14 protein-coding genes are annotated in these 17,211 nt (G+C 70.8%); 10 read left to right on the top strand and 4 right to left on the bottom strand.

The window, feature by feature from the left end; translation table 11 throughout:
• The first annotated feature begins 137 nt into the window (after positions 1-137).
• Positions 138-689: a carbonic anhydrase gene (locus ACFYR3_RS05945; protein WP_355849939.1), complete on the top strand. Its 552-nt coding sequence runs from the start codon at positions 138-140 to the stop codon at positions 687-689.
• A 248-nt stretch (positions 690-937) separates the two neighbouring features.
• Positions 938-1,801 (top strand): acyl-CoA dehydrogenase family protein, encoded by an 864-nt coding sequence (locus tag ACFYR3_RS05940; RefSeq protein ID WP_355849942.1) that lies wholly within the window; start codon positions 938-940, stop codon positions 1,799-1,801.
• A 67-nt stretch (positions 1,802-1,868) separates the two neighbouring features.
• Here ACFYR3_RS05940 and ACFYR3_RS05935 read toward each other — a convergent pair whose 3' ends face one another.
• On the bottom strand, positions 1,869-2,558 hold the full coding sequence (locus ACFYR3_RS05935) for a GntR family transcriptional regulator (RefSeq protein ID WP_355849945.1): 690 nt from the start codon (positions 2,556-2,558) through the stop codon (positions 1,869-1,871).
• Positions 2,559-2,944: 386 nt separating this feature from the next.
• Here ACFYR3_RS05935 and ACFYR3_RS05930 point away from each other — a divergent pair, with 386 nt between their 5' ends.
• From ACFYR3_RS05930 to ACFYR3_RS05910, 5 genes are all read left to right on the top strand, one after another.
• Complete coding sequence (locus ACFYR3_RS05930) at positions 2,945-3,424, top strand: NAD(P)H-dependent oxidoreductase subunit E (protein WP_355849948.1); 480 nt, start codon at positions 2,945-2,947, stop codon at positions 3,422-3,424.
• Positions 3,421-5,034, top strand: a complete 1,614-nt coding sequence (locus ACFYR3_RS05925) for an NADH-quinone oxidoreductase subunit NuoF (protein ID WP_355849951.1) — start codon at positions 3,421-3,423, stop codon at positions 5,032-5,034. The genes ACFYR3_RS05930 and ACFYR3_RS05925 overlap by 4 nt, the downstream gene beginning before the upstream one ends.
• On the top strand, positions 5,031-7,925 hold the full coding sequence (gene fdhF / locus ACFYR3_RS05920) for a formate dehydrogenase subunit alpha (protein WP_389281689.1): 2,895 nt from the start codon (positions 5,031-5,033) through the stop codon (positions 7,923-7,925). Before ACFYR3_RS05925 ends, fdhF begins: the two co-directional genes overlap by 4 nt.
• A 1-nt stretch (position 7,926) precedes the next feature.
• Positions 7,927-8,139: a formate dehydrogenase subunit delta gene (locus ACFYR3_RS05915; protein ID WP_355849956.1), complete on the top strand. Its 213-nt coding sequence runs from the start codon at positions 7,927-7,929 to the stop codon at positions 8,137-8,139.
• A gap of 122 nt (positions 8,140-8,261) precedes the next feature.
• Positions 8,262-9,194, top strand: coding sequence for a LysR family transcriptional regulator (locus tag ACFYR3_RS05910; protein WP_389281687.1), 933 nt, complete (start codon positions 8,262-8,264; stop codon positions 9,192-9,194).
• Between the two features lie 106 nt (positions 9,195-9,300).
• Here the strand turns inward: ACFYR3_RS05910 and ACFYR3_RS05905 are convergent, their stop codons facing one another.
• Complete coding sequence (locus ACFYR3_RS05905) at positions 9,301-10,890, bottom strand: FadD7 family fatty acid--CoA ligase (RefSeq protein ID WP_389281685.1); 1,590 nt, start codon at positions 10,888-10,890, stop codon at positions 9,301-9,303.
• 295 nt (positions 10,891-11,185) lie between these two features.
• Between ACFYR3_RS05905 and oxc the strand changes: the two genes are divergently transcribed.
• Both oxc and frc read left to right on the top strand, forming a co-directional pair.
• Positions 11,186-12,937: an oxalyl-CoA decarboxylase gene (gene oxc / locus ACFYR3_RS05900; protein ID WP_355849964.1), complete on the top strand. Its 1,752-nt coding sequence runs from the start codon at positions 11,186-11,188 to the stop codon at positions 12,935-12,937.
• 78 nt (positions 12,938-13,015) lie between these two features.
• On the top strand, positions 13,016-14,272 hold the full coding sequence (gene frc, locus ACFYR3_RS05895) for a formyl-CoA transferase (protein WP_389281683.1): 1,257 nt from the start codon (positions 13,016-13,018) through the stop codon (positions 14,270-14,272).
• A gap of 167 nt (positions 14,273-14,439) precedes the next feature.
• Here the strand turns inward: frc and ACFYR3_RS05890 are convergent, their stop codons facing one another.
• Positions 14,440-14,880: a PAS domain S-box protein gene (locus ACFYR3_RS05890; RefSeq protein ID WP_389281681.1), complete on the bottom strand. Its 441-nt coding sequence runs from the start codon at positions 14,878-14,880 to the stop codon at positions 14,440-14,442.
• A 143-nt stretch (positions 14,881-15,023) separates the two neighbouring features.
• Here ACFYR3_RS05890 and ACFYR3_RS05885 point away from each other — a divergent pair, with 143 nt between their 5' ends.
• A complete protein-coding gene (locus ACFYR3_RS05885) occupies positions 15,024-15,425 on the top strand; it encodes a hypothetical protein (RefSeq protein WP_355849973.1) in 402 nt (133 codons plus the stop codon).
• Positions 15,426-15,490: 65 nt separating this feature from the next.
• Here the strand turns inward: ACFYR3_RS05885 and ACFYR3_RS05880 are convergent, their stop codons facing one another.
• The gene (locus ACFYR3_RS05880) at positions 15,491-17,182 is read right to left on the bottom strand and encodes a protein kinase (RefSeq protein WP_389281679.1); all 1,692 of its coding nucleotides are present in this window, start codon (positions 17,180-17,182) and stop codon (positions 15,491-15,493) included.
• Positions 17,183-17,211: the final 29 nt, after the last annotated feature.

Here is a 17,211-nt window from a genome sequence, read left to right as displayed (position 1 = left end):
AGGCACCCCGTGGGAATGCATCACCGATGCGGTCGTGTCCACGGCGTTCCTCCTGTGGGCGCGACCGTGTGTCCGCGATCATGTTCGCGACGTGATGAGTGGTCTTTTCGATATCGACCGGAGTGAGGTAGCCCACCATGTCGACTCCAGCACCCCGTCTCGCCCAGCCCGCCAACCGTCTTCCGGGCGGCGGGACGGTCATCGACCGGCTCGTGACGGCCAACCGCGCGTACGCCGCCGGGTTCGTGGACCCAGGGATGGGTGCCAGCCCGGTCCAGCGGGTCGCGGTCGTGGCCTGCATGGACGCCCGGATCGACCTTCATGCCGCGCTCGGTCTCGAACTGGGTGACTGTCACACCGTCCGCAACGCGGGTGGCGTCGTCACCGACGACACGATCCGCTCCCTGACGATCAGTCAACGTGCCCTCGGTACCCGCAGCGTCATACTGATCCACCACACCGGCTGCGGTCTGCAGAGCCTCACCGAGGATTTCCGGCACGAGCTGGAGATGGAGGTCGGGCAGCGGCCGGCCTGGGCGGTGGAGGCCTTCCGTGACGTCGATCAGGACGTACGGCAGTCGATGCAGCGAGTGCGTACGTCACCGTTCCTGCCGCACACCGACGACGTCCGCGGCTTCGTCTTCGACGTCACGACGGGGTTGCTGCGGGAGATCGACCCGCGAGCCTGAGCCGTCCCTGCCCTCTTGCCGCCGGGCGGGCGTCCGCGGCAAGAGGGTTCCGTCTCCGGTCATTCGCACATCTCGAACTCCGCCCTTGAACTCCGTCCTTGAGCTCCTGGCTTGAGCTCCTGGTTTGAACTCCCTGCTTGAACCGCCCTCTTGGGATGCGCGCTGCGTTCCTCTGGCGCACCCTGAGGTGAGACGGCATGCTGTATGCAATTCCCGTGGGAGGTTGTTCCCGAGGAGGGGGTCACCCCGTGTCCTACCGCTCTTCTCTCTCCGCCGTACTGGCCGAAGTCGTCGCGCCGGCCGCCGAACCGACCGTCCGGGAAGGCAGGTTCCCCCGTGCCGCGGTCACGGCGCTCGGCCGCGCCGGGCTGCTCGGTCTCACCGTCTCCCCGGAGTTCGGCGGCGGCGGGCTCGGGCTGTCGGAGGCCGCCGACGTGGTCACGCGGACCGCGCGCGTCTGCCCCGCGACCGCTGCCGTGCTCGCGGCCCACTTCGCCGCGGTCGCCGCCATCGAGTCCCGCGGCGGATCCTGGGTGCGCGGCGAGATCGCCGCGGGACGGCACCTCGCAGGCCTCGCCCTGTCCGAGGGCGGACCCGGCGAGCAGGGGGTGGAGATTCCGTACGGGAGGTCTTGCTCGGTCGTGGCCCGCTTCGCCGATGTGGTCGCCCTGCGCGGCCGCAAGCGGCAGGTGGTGGCGGCGGGCGAGGCCGACAGCTATCTCTGGTCCTCCCGGCCGCTCGCCGGGCCGGACGGCCTGACGCTGTGGGTCGTTCCGGCGCAGGCGCCTGACCTGTTCGTCCCGGCCAGGCCCTGCGGGGGAGGGCCCAGCGGCAGCGCGACCTCCACCCTGTGCGCGGATCCGGTGCTGGTTCCCGCCGACGTGATGCTCGGACGGGACGGCGGAGGGCTCGACATCCTGCTGCGCACCGTGCGGCCGTGGCTGCTTGAGCTGAGGGTCGCCATCGGTGACGACCTCCTCGGGGCTGGTGACGTCCTGCTCGCGGTCGGCGATGACGTCCTCGGGCCCGGTGCCGACACCCTCCGGCCCGGAGTCGAGGGTCTCGCCCTCGGCTCCGACCGTCGCCCCGCCGACTCCCTCGCCTCGACGTGAACCCCGGCTCGGCCGACGACGTGACCCGGCGGACAGCGCGATGAGCCCTGCCCGAGGGCCCGTTCGGTCAGTCCTGGTTCGCTCCGGCGGCGAGCTGCTTGCGGTAGAAGCCGGTGGTGCGCTCGGTGTGCTTGCGCATGACCTCGCCGGCGCGGTCCGCGTCGCCCTTGGCGATGGCCCTGATGAGCTGGGCGTGCTCGTTCCAGGCCTCCTTGCCGCGGGGCCGGGCGATCGGCGTGTAGTACCAGCGCACCTTCTGGCTGACGCCGGCGATCAGTTCGGCCAGTACGGCGTTGTCGGCGACGGAGGTGATGACGGCGTGCAGAGCGGTGTTGGCCGCGACGAGTCGCTCGACATCATTCGCGGCGAGGGCGTCGACGCCTTCCTGGTGCAACTCCCAGAGTCTTTCTACGTCCTCGGGCTTGGCCTGCTGGGCGGCGAGTTGGGCCGAGTAGGTCTCAAGGACCGCGCGGACGCCGAGGAGTTGGGCGGCCTCCTCCTCGGTGGGGGAGTGGACGAAGGCGCCCTGGGCCGGGCGCAGATCGACCCAGCCGTCGGTCTGGAGTCGTTGCAGCGCCTCGCGTACGGGCTGGCGGCTGACCCCGAGATGTTCCGCGAGCTCTGCCTCGACGAGGTGCTGGCCGGGCTTGAGGGAGCCGCTGACGATCAGCTCGGTCAGGGCGTCGTACACGGCCTGTCGCAGCGGCGCCGGGCGGGTGACGCGCCGGGACGCGGCGGCGGTGAGTGCCTCACGCATGGGAGCCCCGTTCTGCCACCGGGCCCGCGGGGCCGACGGCTCTGCCAAGAGGTGGCCGCCGAGAGGGTCGCCGACGGCTGCGTCAGCATACAGGTTTTGGTATGCAAGATGGTGGGGTGCTTTCGGGAGGAATCCCAGCCCGGTCGGGGTGCCGCCCGAGCTGCCCGCTGCCCGCCCTCGGGCAGGTCGCAGGCGTGTTGCGACCGTACGGAGACGCCGGCCCTCCGTCCGCCGCCCCCCACCCTCTGTCCTTCCCTCGGTCAAGTCCCGACCCCGCGGCCGGGGTTGAGCTTGATTGAGTTCTGTATACAGAAGCCTGTATGGGGTAGTGTCTCAGTCTCCCGCAAGCATCGCCGGGGACCCGCGTGACGGAAGGCGGAGTGATCATGACGACCAGCGCGAGTGATGTGACGGTCGAGAGCGTGGTCCGGAGGGTGGCGGCCGGTCATCGGGGTCGGCGCGGCGCACTGTTGCCCGTACTGCACGCCGTACAGGCCGAGTTGGGTCATGTGCCGCAAGAGGCGATTCCGGTGCTCGCCGACGAGTTCAACCTCTCCCGGGCGGACGTCCACGGAGTGGTGACCTTCTATCACGACTTCCGCCGCGAGCCCGCCGGACGCACAACCGTGCGCATCTGCCGGGCCGAGGCCTGCCAGGCGCTCGGCGCCGAAGACCTGGTGACCTACGCCCGCGAGTCCGGACTGGCGCTGGGGGAGACGACCGCGGACGGTGCCGTGACCGTCGAGCAGGTCTTCTGCCTCGGCAATTGCGCCCTCGGCCCCTCGGCGGAGGTGAACGGCCGGCTGTACGGACGGGTCGGCCCGGCCCGGCTGGGCTCGATCCTCGAAGGGACGGTCTCCTCATGAACGACACCGGACACCCCGCGGCGACGGTCTACGTCCCCCGCGACTCGGCGGCCCGGTCCGTCGGCTCGGACGACGTCGCCGTGGCCCTTCAACAAGCCGCAGGGCACGGCGACTTCGCCCTCGACATCGTACGCAATGGATCACGCGGCATGCTCTGGCTGGAACCGCTCGTCGAGGTGGTGACCCCGCACGGCCGTGTCGGATACGGCCCCGTGGCCCCGTCCGACGTCGAGGACCTTCTCGCCGCGGGCATGCTCGACGGTGCCGACCATCCGCTGCGGCTCGGCGTCGTGGACGAACTCCCCTGGCTGGCCCGGCAGAACCGGATCACCTTCGCCCGGGTCGGCGTCACCGACCCGCTGTCGACCGAGGACTACGTGGCCCACGGCGGCCTCGCGGGGCTGCGCGCCGCACTGGAACGGCCGCCCGCGGACGTGGTCGCCGAGGTCACCGCGTCCGGACTGCGCGGCAGGGGCGGCGCGGGATTCCCGGCCGGCATCAAGTGGAAGACGGTCCTCGACTGTCCGGACGAGCTGAAGTTCGTCTGCTGCAACGCGGACGAGGGCGACAGCGGCACCTTCGCCGACCGGATGGTCATGGAGGGCGACCCGTTCATGCTCATCGAGGGCATGACGATCGCCGCGCACGCGGTCGGCGCCGGCGAGGGCTACCTCTACATCCGCTCGGAGTACCCGGACGCGGTGGCCACCATGCGGGCCGCGATCGGCATCGCTCGCGACCACGGCTGGCTCGGCAAGGGCATTCTCGGCTCCGCGCTCGACTTCGAGCTGCATGTCCGCGTCGGCGCCGGAGCGTACATCTGCGGCGAGGAGACCTCGATGCTGGAGAGTCTGGAGGGCAAGCGCGGCACGGTCCGCGCCAAGCCGCCGATCCCCGCGATCGAGGGCCTGTTCGGCAGACCGACCGTGGTGAACAACGTCCTCACGCTCGCGACGGTCCCCGTCGTGCTCGCGTCCGGCGCGCAGGGGTACGAGGAACTCGGCGTCGACCGCTCGCGCGGCACCCAGGTCTTCCAGCTCGGCGGCAACATCGCCCGCGGCGGCATCGTCGAGACCGCGTTCGGCGTCACGCTGCGCGAACTGGTCCAGGACTACGGCGGCGGCACGTTCTCCGGGCGCCCGGTGCGCACGGCGCAGGTCGGCGGCCCGCTCGGCGCCTATCTGCCGACGTCGATGTTCGACCTGCCCATGGACTACGAGGCTTTCGCGGAGGCCGGGGCGATGGTCGGCCACGGCGGCGTCGTCGTCTTCGACGACACCGTCGACATGGCCTCCCAGGCACGCTTCGCGATGGAGTTCTGCGCCGCGGAGTCCTGCGGCAAGTGCACGCCGTGCAGGGTCGGTTCGATACGCGGCGTCGAGGTCATCGACAAGATCGTGGCCGGCCGGCACGTGGACGAGAACCTGGCGCTCCTCGAGGACCTGTGCGACCTGATGACGGACGGTTCCCTGTGCGCGATGGGCGGGCTGACACCGATGCCCGTGCGGAGCGCACTCACTCACTTTCCCGACGACTTCCTCGCCCGCGAACCGGGCCAGGGAGCCGACTCCCGGCAGCCGAGCGGCGCGAGGACGGAGGGCACGGCATGACACTGCTCAAGGAACCCGACTTCGGAACTCCTGAACGGCCCGGCGAGGCCACGGTCTCGGTGGAGGTCGACGGGCTGCCGGTGACCGTCCCCGAGGGCACGTCGGTGATGCGCGCCGCCGCGCTCGTCGGGATCGACATACCCAAACTGTGCGCCACCGACAGCCTGGAGCCGTTCGGCTCCTGCCGGTTGTGCGTGGTGGAGATCGACGGCAGGCGGGGCACCCCGGCCTCCTGCACCACTCCGGTGGCGGACGGGATGAGGGTGTGCACCCAGACGCCGAAGGTGGAGAAGCTCCGTCAGGGAGTCATGGAGCTGTACATCTCCGACCACCCGCTCGACTGTCTGACCTGCCCGGCCAACGGCGACTGCGAACTGCAGGACATGGCGGGCGTGGTGGGCCTGCGACAGGTGCGGTACGGCTACGAGGGCGACAACCACCTCGACGCCGAGAAGGACACGTCCAACCCGTACTTCGACTTCGACCCCTCCAAGTGCATCGCCTGCTCCCGCTGCGTGCGCGCCTGCGGCGAGGTACAGGGCACGTTCGCGCTCACCATCGAGGGGCGCGGCTTCGACTCCAAGGTCTCGCCCGGCGCCGCCGAGACGTTCATGGACTCCGAGTGCGTCTCCTGCGGGGCCTGCGTCCAGGCCTGCCCGACCTCCACCCTCCAGGAGAAGTCGGTCGTCGAACTCGGCATGCCGACCCGGTCGGTGGTCACCACCTGCGCCTACTGCGGCGTGGGTTGCTCCTTCAAGGCCGAGCTGCGCGGCGACGAACTCGTCCGGATGGTGCCGTACAAGGACGGCGGCGCGAACGAGGGCCACTCCTGCGTGAAGGGCCGCTTCGCGTTCGGCTACGCCACCCACCCCGACCGGGTGCTCCGGCCCATGGTCCGGGACAGGATCACCGATCCCTGGCGCGAGGTCGAGTGGGACGAGGCGATCGGCACGGTGGCCCGTCGGATGCGGGACATCCAGAGCCGGTACGGGCCGAGTTCGATCGGCGCGATCTCCTCGTCGCGGTGCACCAACGAAGAGGTGTACGTCGTCCAGAAGATGGTGCGCGCCGCGTTCGGCAACAACAACGTGGACACCTGCGCCCGCGTCTGTCACTCCCCGACGGGATACGGACTCAAGCAGACCTTCGGCGAGTCGGCCGGCACCCAGGACTTCCGCTCCGTGGCGGAGGCCGACGTCATCATGGTGATCGGGGCCAACCCCACCGACGGGCACCCGGTGTTCGCCTCCCGGATGAAGCGACGCCTGCGTGAGGGCGCGGAGTTGATCGTCGTCGACCCGCGCCGCATCGACCTGGTGCGCTCCCCGCACGTCGAGGCCGCCCATCACCTCCAGCTCAGGCCCAGCACGAATGTCGCCGTCGTCAACGCCATGGCCCACGTGGTCGTCACCGAGGGCCTGGTCGACCGTTCCTTCGTGGACCGCAGGTGCGAAGGGTTCGACGAGTGGGCCCAGTTCGTCGCCCGGCCGGAGAACAGCCCGGAGGCCACCGAGGAGATCAGTGGCGTCCCCGCCGCACAACTGCGGTCCGCCGCGCGGCTGTACGCGAAGGCGCCGAACGGGGCGATCTACTACGGTCTCGGTGTCACCGAGCACAGCCAGGGCTCGACCATGGTCATGGGAATGGCCAACCTCGCGATGGCGTGCGGCAACATCGGCCGCGACGGCGTCGGCGTCAACCCGCTGCGCGGTCAGAACAACGTGCAGGGCTCCTGCGACATGGGCTCCTTCCCGCACGAACTGCCCGGCTACCGCCATGTCTCCGACGACGCCGTGCGCGAAGTGTTCGAGAACCTGTGGGGAGGCACACTCCTCGCCGAACCGGGGCTGCGTATCCCCAACATGTTCGACGCCGCGATCGACGGCACCTTCCGCGGACTGTTCGTGCACGGCGAGGACATCGCCCAGTCCGACCCCAACCTCCAGCACGTCACCGCCGCGCTCGAAGCGATGGAACTCGTCGTCGTACAGGACTTGTTCCTCAACGAGACCGCCAAGTTCGCGCATGTCTTCCTGCCCGGCGCGTCCTTCCTGGAGAAGGACGGCACGTTCACCAACGCCGAGCGCCGGATCAACCGGGTGCGCGCCGTGATGAAGCCGAAGACGGGCAAGCACGAGTGGCAGATCGTGTGCGAGATCGCCACCGCCATGGGTTACCCGATGGCGTACGACCGTCCGAGCCGGATCATGGACGAGATCGCCTCGGTCACCCCGACGTTCACCGGCGTCTCCTTCGAGCTGCTCGACAAACTGGGCAGCGTGCAGTGGCCGTGCAACGCCTCGGCGCCCGAGGGGACACCGGTGATGCACGTGGACGAATTCGTGCGCGGCAAGGGCAAGTTCGTCGTCACCGCGTACGTGCCGACCAACGAACGCAGCACCCGGCGCTTCCCGCTGGTGCTCACCATCGGGCGCATCCTCAGTCAGTACAACGTCGGCGCGCAGACCCGGCGTACCGGTAACGTCGCCTGGCATCCCGAGGACATCCTGGAGCTGCACCCGCACGACGCCGAGGTACGCGGTATCACCGACGGCTCGCTGGTGACGCTGGCCAGCCGGGTCGGGCGGACGACCCTGCGGGCGGAGATCTCCGACCGGATGCCGGCCGGCGTCGTCTACACCACCTTCCACCACCCCGTGACCGGCGCCAACGTGGTGACCACCGAGAACTCGGACTGGGCGACCAACTGCCCCGAGTACAAGGTGACCGCCGTACAGGTCGGGCTCGCGCATCCTCTCGGGCACGGCGACGAGACGCCGGAACGGGCCGGGAACGAGACGCCGGAACGGGCCAAGAACGGGACGCCGGTGCGGGCCGAGGACCAGGATCCGGTGCGGGCCGCGGACGACGTCCTCACGGTGGTGGACTGACATGACGGCGACCGCGCCACCGGAACGCCGCATGGCGAACGACATCGCGTTGAACCTCGGCCACCTGCCTGGGGAGTCGGCCGCCGAGGCGATCGCGGGTCACATCGGCCGCTTCTGGGACCCGCGGATGCGTTCCCGGCTCCTCGCGTACGTCGACGCCGGAGCCGACGGGCTGCACCCGCTGGTGATCGCGGCCGTACGGCTTCTGCGCTGAGCGCGACCGTGCGCGGAGGGAGGCGGGACACGGCCGGCTCGGTAGGCTCTGGATGATCACGGGGCAGCCGGCCGGTCCGTCCGCGGTGCCGGTGGGCGGCGCGAGCGAGAGAGGAGCCGTTCATGCTGTTCCGGCAGCTCGAGTACTTCGTGGCGGTGGCCAGGGAGCGGCACTTCGCGCGCGCGGCGGAGTCCTGTTACGTCTCGCAGCCGGCGCTCTCGGCGGCGATCGCCAAGCTGGAGCGGGAGTTGAACGTCACGCTCATCAACCGCGGCCACAACTACCAGGGCCTCACCCCCGAAGGCGAACGGCTCGTCGTATGGGCCAAGCGGATCCTCGCCGAACAGGACGCGTTCAAGGCCGAGGTGGCCGCCGTGCAGTCGGGCATCACCGGGACGCTCCGCCTCGGAACGGACCCCACGGCCTCGACGACTCTGGCGATGCCCGTGGCCGCGTTCTGCGCGGCGCATCCGCTGGCCAAGGTGCAGGTCCGCTCCCGCCTGTCGACGAAGGAACTCCACCGCCAGCTGCGCGACTTCGAGCTGGATGTGGCGATCGCCCATTTCGATCCGGGCGACCAGGAGGGCCTTCAGGTGGTCCCCCTGTACCAGGAGAGGTACATGCTGCTGGTCTCCGACGACCAGCTCATGTCCCAGGCCTCCACCATGACCTGGGCGGACGCGGCCCAACTGCCGCTCGCGCTGCTGACCCCCGACATGCGCATCCGCCAGATCATCGACGGTGTCTTCGCGGACAAGGGCTTCGTGGTGACGCCACAGGTGGAGACCGACTCCATCGCCGCGCTGTACGCGCATGTCGGCGGCGGCGACTGGGCCAGCATCGTTCCGCACACCTGGCTGCGCGCGATGCCTGTGGTCGGCAGGACGCGCGCGCTGCCGCTGGTCGACCCGGAAGCGGGCGCCCAGGTCTCGGTGGCGATCCACGCGGCGACCCCCGGTTCGGTCGCCGCGCGGGCCTTCGTGAACGCGGCGACGGGCCTGGCGCTGGACGACTTCTTCGGGAAGCCCCTGCCCCACGAGCGTCGCGTGCGGTGAACGGCGCGGCGTGCGATGGACGGCGCAGCCGGCCGGGCGGGCGGTGACACGGCCGAGCGGGCGTCGCGGGCGCCGGCCCGGCGGACAGCGCGGAAGGCCGCTGCCGTCAGGGAACGTACCGGGCCGCCACCGCGCGCCGGTCGAGACCGCCCTTGGCGGTGTGCGGCAGCGCGGCGACGAGTTGCAGCCGCTCGGGCACCTCGAAGGCCGCCAGCCGGTCGCGGCAGTACCGCAGGATCTCCTCCGGTCCGACGGCGTCGCCCTCGCGGACGGCCACGACAGCGCCGACCCGCTGCCCGTACACGGAATCGGGGAGCGCGAACACGGCCGCCTCGGCGACCCCGGGACATCCGGCGAGGACGTCCTCCACATGCTCCGGGGAGATCTTCTCGCCGCCACGGTCGATGATGTTGTCGAGCCGTCCCGTGAGGGAGAGACTGCCGTCCGCGTCCAGGGACCCCAGGTCGCCGGTGCGCAGCCAGCCGCCCGCGAAACTGCGTGCCGTCCGCGCCGGTTCGGCGAGATAGCCGCGGGCGACCGTGGGCCCGCGCAGCCACACCTCGCCCTGGACCCCGGCCGGGCAGGGCCGCCCGCTCCGGTCCGCCACACGCACCTCCACCCCGGTGGGCCTGCCGACCGACCCTTGCTTGAGGGGGCCGTGCTCCGGAAGCGGTTCACTGGTTGCCTGGTGCGTGGACTCGGTCATGCCGTACGCCGAGAGCAGCGGCGCGCCGAACGTGCGCTCAAGAGCCCTCTGCGTGGCCGGGTTCAGCGGGGCGCTGCAACTGCGCACGAAACGCAGGGGCGGTACCTGCGGGACCGGATACTCGAACTCCGCCCGGTCGAGCAGGATTTCATGAAGGGTCGGGACCGCCGTGAACCAGGTGGCGCCCGCGGCCCGCATGTCGTCCCAGAACGTCCGAGCGGAGAACCGCCCGCGTGCGGGCAGTAGGACGCACCCTCCGCCGGCCAGTGACGCCAGCAGCGCCGCGAACAGCCCGTGGCCGTGGAAGAACGGCATCACCGCCACCGTCGCGTCATCGGGCCCCAGTGCGTAGGCGGCGCAGATGCCCCGTACGGACGCGGCGACGTTGGCATTGGTCAGCGGGACCGTCCTGGCCCGGCCGGTGGTCCCGGCGGTGTACAGGACCAGGGCATCGTCCGGCAGCAATTCCCGCGCCGCGCTGCGTACTTGACGAGTCGGCGCGCCGGTGTCGAGGACGACCGACGCCGTCCCGGCCCGGGAGGCGTCCACCCGCACGGGCCAGGCGGGAACCCGTGGCGCCGCGACCGGCGGTGCGTCGGCCACCGGCGGACCGACCAGGACCGCCGGTGCGCCGAGCGCGTCGAGCCGGGCGGACAACTCCGGTTCCGGCAGCGCGGGGTCGAGCGGCGCGACCACCAGCCCGGCCCGTGCCGCACCGAGCAACGCGACAACGAACTCGGCGGTGTTGGCACCGATCAGACCGATCGCGTCGCCTCGACGCAGCCCGGTGGAGCCGAGCCGCGCGGCCATACTGTCCGCCAGGGCGTCGAGGGCCCGGTACGAGAGATGCACCCGGTCCCCGCCGACGATCAGGGCCCGGGCGTACGGGCGTTCGCGCACCTGCCGGTCCAGGAGGCCGGCGAGTCCGGTGACCGCCGGGGGCCGGTACCCGTCCGCGTCGCGCACCGATGCCGCGGCCGGAACGGCCATGACCGCACCCCCTCACGCCAGGTTCGATGAAGCGTCGGCCGCCCGCCGCGGCGGTCCACCGCTTCGGCGAAGCGGCCCTCTGCGAGCCTGCGGCGGCGCCCGGCACACGTCCAATACGTACTGGCGAACAGCCGATAGCAGCTGTCTATCAAGGGAGTTGCGAGGCCCGGACCTGCCGTCGATAGACGCTGCTTATCGGCTGGTCGCCGATGGGTCTTGGACGCGGGCGAGCGGGCTGCGGAAGGTGAGAGGAGCAGCCGCAGAGGCAGGACCTGCCCAAGGAGGACCTCGGACCATGACCGCCCCCTCGACACCGGAGACCGCGGCGAACGCCGACGCACCGACCGAGCTCACCGACGGGTACCACCTGGTCGTCGACGCGCTGAGGATGAACGACGTCGACACCGTCTACGGGGTCGTCGGCATCCCGATCACCGACCTGGCCCGCCTGGCGCAGGCGCGCGGCATCCGCTACATCGGCTTCCGGCACGAGAGCAACGCGGGCCACGCGGCCGCGGCGGCCGGCTACCTCACCAAGAAGCCCGGTATCTGCCTGACCGTGTCAGCGCCGGGCTTCCTCAACGGTCTGGTCGCGCTGGCCAACGCCACCACCAACTGCTTCCCCATGGTCCAGATCTCCGGCTCCAGCGAGCGGCACCTGGTCGACCTCAGGCAGGGCGACTACGAGGAGATGGACCAGCTCGCCGCCGCGCAGCCGTTCTGCAAGGCCGCCTACCGGGTGGGCCGCGTGGAGGACATCGGCCGGGGCATGGCCCGCGCGCTGCGCACCGCGGTCTCCGGGCGCCCCGGCGGTGTGTATCTCGACATCCCGGCCGCGGTGCTCGGCTCCATCATGGACGCGGAGGCGGGCGCGAGGACGCTGAGCCGCCTCGTCGACCCCGCGCCGCGCCAGCTCCCGGGGCCCGAGGCGGTGGACCGCGCGATCGAGCTTCTCGCGGGCGCCGAACGGCCGTTGGTGGTGCTCGGCAAGGGCGCCGCGTACGCGCAGGCGGACGACCGCATCCGCGAGTTCGTCGAGTCCACCGGCATTCCCTACATCCCGATGTCGATGGCCAAGGGCCTGCTGCCCGACGACCACCCGCAGTCGGCGGCCACCGCCCGTTCGCTGGCCCTGAAGAAGGCCGACGTCGTGGTGCTCGTCGGCGCCCGCCTCAACTGGCTGCTGAACCACGGCGAGGCACCGCAGTGGAACCCCGACGCCCGGTTCATCCAAGTGGACATTGAGGCAAGGGAGATGGACAGCAACCAGCCCATCGCGGCCCCGCTCGTCGGAGACATCGAGTCGGTGCTCGACGCGATCGCCGAGCGGGCCAAGCCCGGCCGGATCGCGGCACCCGCCGCCTGGCGCGAGGAACTGGCCGCGCGGTCGGCGCAGAACGTGGCGAAGATGGCGGAGCGACTGAAGGCGGATCCGCACCCCATGCAGTTCATGGGCGCTCTGAAGGCCGTACGTGACGTCGTGCGCGGGCGCCCGGAGACGTACATCGTCAACGAGGGCGCGAACGCGCTGGACATCGCGCGCAACGTCATCGACATGCACGTGCCGCGGCACCGCCTCGACAGCGGCACCTGGGGTGTCATGGGCATCGGCATGGGCTACGCGATCGCCGCCGCCGTCGAGAGCGGCGCACCGGTGGTGGCCGTCGAGGGCGACAGCGCCTTCGGGTTCAGCGGCATGGAGCTGGAGACGATCTGCCGCTACAGGCTGCCCGTCGTCACGGTCGTCATGAACAACGGCGGTGTCTACCGCGGTGACGACGTGAATCCCGTCGGCGACGCCCCCTCGCCGACCACCCTCATGCTCGCGGCCCGCCACGACCGGATGATCGAGGCGTTCGGCGGCAAGGGCTACCGCGCCACCACGCCCGCCGAGGTCACCGCCGCCCTCACCGAGGCACTGGCCTCCGGCGGCCCCGCGCTCATCGACTGCGTGATCGACCCCTCCGCCGGGACCGAGAGCGGCCACATCGCGCACCTGAACCCGAAGGGCATCACCGTCGGCAACATCACGCCTGCCAGGAAGTGATCCCCGAACTCCCCGCCCGAACTCCCCGCCCGTGCAGCCGACTTCCGCACCGAGATCATTCACGAGAAGGAATCCACCATGAGTGAAAAGCCGCTCGCCGGAATCAAGGTGATCGACTTCACCGGCGTCCAGGCCGGTCCCGCGTGCACGCAGCTGCTCGCCTGGTTCGGCGCCGACGTCATCAAGGTCGAGCGCGTCGACGGAGGCGATGTGACGCGCCGTCAACTCCGCGACATCCCCGACCTCGACGCCCTCTACTTCACCATGCTGAACAGCAACAAGCGGTCCCTGGCCATCGACACCAAGTCCCCCGAGGGCAAGGAGGTCATGGAGAAGCTCATCCGTGAGGCCGACCTGCTGGTCGAGAACTTCGCGCCGGGGGCCATGGACCGGATGGGCCTCGGCTGGGACCACATCCACGCGCTCAACCCGCGCCTGATCTTCGGCTCCGTCAAGGGCTTCAACGACGACTCCAAGTGGAACGACCTCAAGGTGTACGAGAACGTCGCCCAGGCCGCCGGTGGCGCCGCGTCCACCACCGGGTTCTGGGACGGACCGCCCACCATCAGCGGCTCGGCGCTCGGCGACAGCAACAGCGGAATGCACCTGATGATCGGCCTCTTGACGGCGATCATCCAGCGCAACGCGACCGGGCTCGGCCAGAAGGTCTCCGTGTCCATGCAGGACGCCGTGCTCAACCTGACCCGGGTCAAGCTGCGCGACCAGCAGCGCCTGGAACGCGTCGGGTACCTGGAGGAGTATCCGCAGTACCCGAACGGCGAGTTCGGCGAGGCGGTGCCGCGCGGGGGCAACGCGGGCGGCGGTGGACAGCCCGGCTGGGTCCTGAAGTGCAAGGGCTGGGAGACCGACCCCAACGCCTACATCTACTTCACCGTCCAGGAACAGAACTGGGTCCGCACCTGCGAGGCCATCGGCCGGCCGGAGTGGGCCGAGGACCCGGAGTACGACACCGCCCTGGCGCGCCAGCCGCACATCATGGACATCTTCGGCGAGATCGAGAAGTGGCTGGCGGACAAGACCAAGTACGAGGCGGTCGACATCCTGCGCACCTACGAGGTGCCGTGCGCGCCCGTGCTCAGCATGAAGGAACTCGCCGAGGACCCCGACATGCGCAGGAGCGGCACGATCGTCGAGGTCGAGCAGAAGGAGCGCGGCACCTATCTGACGGTGGGCAGCCCGATCAAGTTCTCCGGATTCAAGCCCGAGATCACCGGCGCACCGCTGCTCGGCGAGCACACCGACGACGTGCTCGCGGACCTCGGCTACGACGCGGACGCCATCCGCAGGCTGCACGAGGGCAAGGTCGTCGCCTGACCCCGACGCCCGACTGCCTCGCACTCCCGAGTGCCCTGCACACTCGGCCCTGCACACTCAAGTGCCCCGCGAACGGCATCCGTTCGCGGGGCACTTGGGCGTGGAGAGGGTCACATGGCCGCTCGCGGCGCGGCATTCGTCGGTCACACGGTCACAAGTCCGCGCGTTCAGACGGTGGCGCGGTCCGCGCCGGCCTCGGACCGGCGCCGCATCATCTCCCGCTCCCTGGCGCGCCGCGCGGTGACGTCCCGGATGACGGCCCCCACGTACGAGGAGCCGTCGGGCCCGGCCAGCAGTACGACGCTGAACTCGATGGACAGCGTCCTGCCGTCCGCCGCCAGCGCGGGAACCGTCAGGAGGTCCGCCTCGCCGTACTTGGTGGTGCCCTTCTCCATGGCCGTGCGGAAGCCGTCCCAATGACGACGGCGGTGCTTCTCCGGGATGATGACGTCCAGGCTGCGGCCGTCCGCCTCGGCCGCCGAGAACCCGAAGATGCGCTCGGCGCCCCGGTTCCAGTAGCGGATCAGCCCTTCACTGTCGATGATCACAACGCCGTCGGGCGCCTCGGCGGCCATACCCAGCACCACTGCGGGCTCCAGCTTGTCCATGTCGCCTCCGAACCGGGGCCATTGGTGGCGACAGTATACAGAATCCCGGACTGGAGATCCCTTGTGTGCGGGGGCTGTTGGCGATGGGGAGTGATGCCGCGGGCCGCTGGTGGTCGGGTTGCCGCGTGTGGGATCGTCTCGCGGTGACCGAAACCCCTGTTGGAGAGACCGCTTCGGGGCGACCCGACGACCGCACGGCGTCCGTTCTGCGCTTCGCGACGGAGATCGTGGCCTGGGTGGCCACCCCCTGGGCCCTGTCCGGCCACTCGTGGGCGCTCGCCGTGCTCTCGGTCGTGGTGCTGATAGGCCTGCCGACCGTGTTCGCCACACCGGGGGACAAGAGCAACGTCCTTGTTCCAGTGCCGGGTTGGGTGACCGTGCTGCTGGTGCTTCTGCAACTCGTCGCGGCGGTGGTGTGCTCGTGGCTGGCCTGGTCCGGCTGGGCGGCGGGTCCGGTCACCGTGCTGGCCGCCGCCACCTGCGTCACGGAGTTGCGACGCTGGCGGTGGCTGTGCCGCACCGGGTCCGCCCGGTCGATCACCTGATTTCGACGGAGGCGACGACGCGACGGACTCGTGGCACCGGAGAGGGAACCAGGTGTGACATCACGTCACCCGGCGACTCCGAAGTGGCTGTTCGTGGTCCGCCCGTCGTCCGTGACCGCCGCGGCGACGCAGCGGAACACCCGTAGCCCCTCGGCCCATTGCGCAGCGGTCGGCGGCAGGACGTCCACGTTCCAACGGGCGCTGTCCGCACGGCCGGTGGACGTCAGGGAGTTCCGCATGACCTGCTGCGAACACAGGGTTCGTACGGCGGGATGCTTGGCGAGATCTCGCGCGTTGTACGTCATCCCGTCCTTGGGCAGCGGGGCGATGGCGAAGGTCTCCCACACGTGCTCGATGTGACAGTCGGCGCGGCTGACGGTGATCGACCCCGAGATGTCGGTGATGCCGCTCCAGCACTCGGGGGTCGTGACACAGCGGCCGCCCACCCCCTCGACGTCGGCGGCGGCACAGCCGCGGGAGGTGGTCCGTACACCGCCGAAGGCCGCGTCGCCGTCCGGCGTGCCCTTGCCCGTGGTGCTCGGGGACGGGGACCCGGCGGGCGAGGAGCCGGGGCCGGCCGGCGACCCGTACTCATGGATCACCACGGTGACGGACATGCTCACCGTGACCACGGCCGCCAGCACGCCGATCAGTCCGGGCCGCCACCGAGAAGACCTGCGGTCCCCGGGCTCCGCGATCGTGCTCGCCCCGCCGGCGGAGGCGGGCCCGCCGTGCTCGTCGTCTGTCCGGCCGACCTCCGGGCCCGGCCCGCCGCTCCCGGCCGCGTGACCGGGTCGACCGTCCGGTGGTGCCAGGCCCGAAGACGGCGGGGGAACGGTGCCGGGCGGTGCGTACGGCGTGGGCGGCGCGTCCCGGTGCGCGGGAACGGTGGTGGCCGTGCGGGGCGCCGGCCCGAACCCGCCCCGGTCGCGGCTGTCGACGTCGACGGCGGCCAGGGCGTCCCGCAACGTCCCCGCGTCCGGCGTCCGGGACGCCGGATCCGTCGCCAGGGCGTGTCTGAGCACCTCGTTGAAGGCACTCGGCACTCCCGGCAGATCGGCGTAGGGCCAGGTGTGCCGGACGATGAGTTCCGCGAGACTGAGCTGAGTGCCGTCGTCGGGGTGGTGCGGCGGGCGGCCCCGCAGCAGGGCATAGAGCGTCGCGGCGAGTGAGTAGACGTCGCCGGTCGTCGTGGGCTCGGCCAGGTGGAAGGCCTCGGGCGGCGCGTACGCCGGGGTCAGCGCCTCGCGGGTCACCGACAGTTCACGGTCGGGCCGGGGCATGGCGGCCAGTCCGAAGTCGGTGAGCGCGGCGGCGCCGTACCGGTTGACCATGATGTTGCCCGGCTTGATGTCGCGGTGCAGTACCCCGGCAGCGTGCGCCGCGGCCAGCGCGTCGGCGATACCCAGCCCGATGTCGCGGGCCTCCCTGACGGTGAGCGGTCCGTGGCGGTGCAGGCGATCACCGAGCGAGCCGCCGGGACAGAGCTCCATGACCATGTACGGGCGGTCGTCACCGAGGACGCCCGCGTCGTAGACCGGGACCACATGTGGATGCCCGGACAGCCGACCCGCCGCGGTGACCTCACGCAGGAAGCGCTGCCGGTCACGGTCCGAGGTCAGAGTCCTGCTGTCCACCTTCAGTGCGACTTCCCGGCTCACCGCCGACTGGTGCGCCCGGTAGACCGTGGCGAAGCCGCCTCGGCCCAGGACCTCCTGGATCTCGTACCCGGAGAGTTCCACGTGTTCATACCGCATGGTGCCGTCATCCCCCAGCGTGCAACTCC

The organism is Streptomyces sp. NPDC005784 (genome assembly GCF_042871525.1).
Taxonomy (GTDB): Bacteria; Actinomycetota; Actinomycetes; order Streptomycetales; family Streptomycetaceae; genus Streptomyces.
Note: the sequence above shows the minus strand (reverse complement) of the source record. Positions and strands in the feature narration are given on the sequence as shown.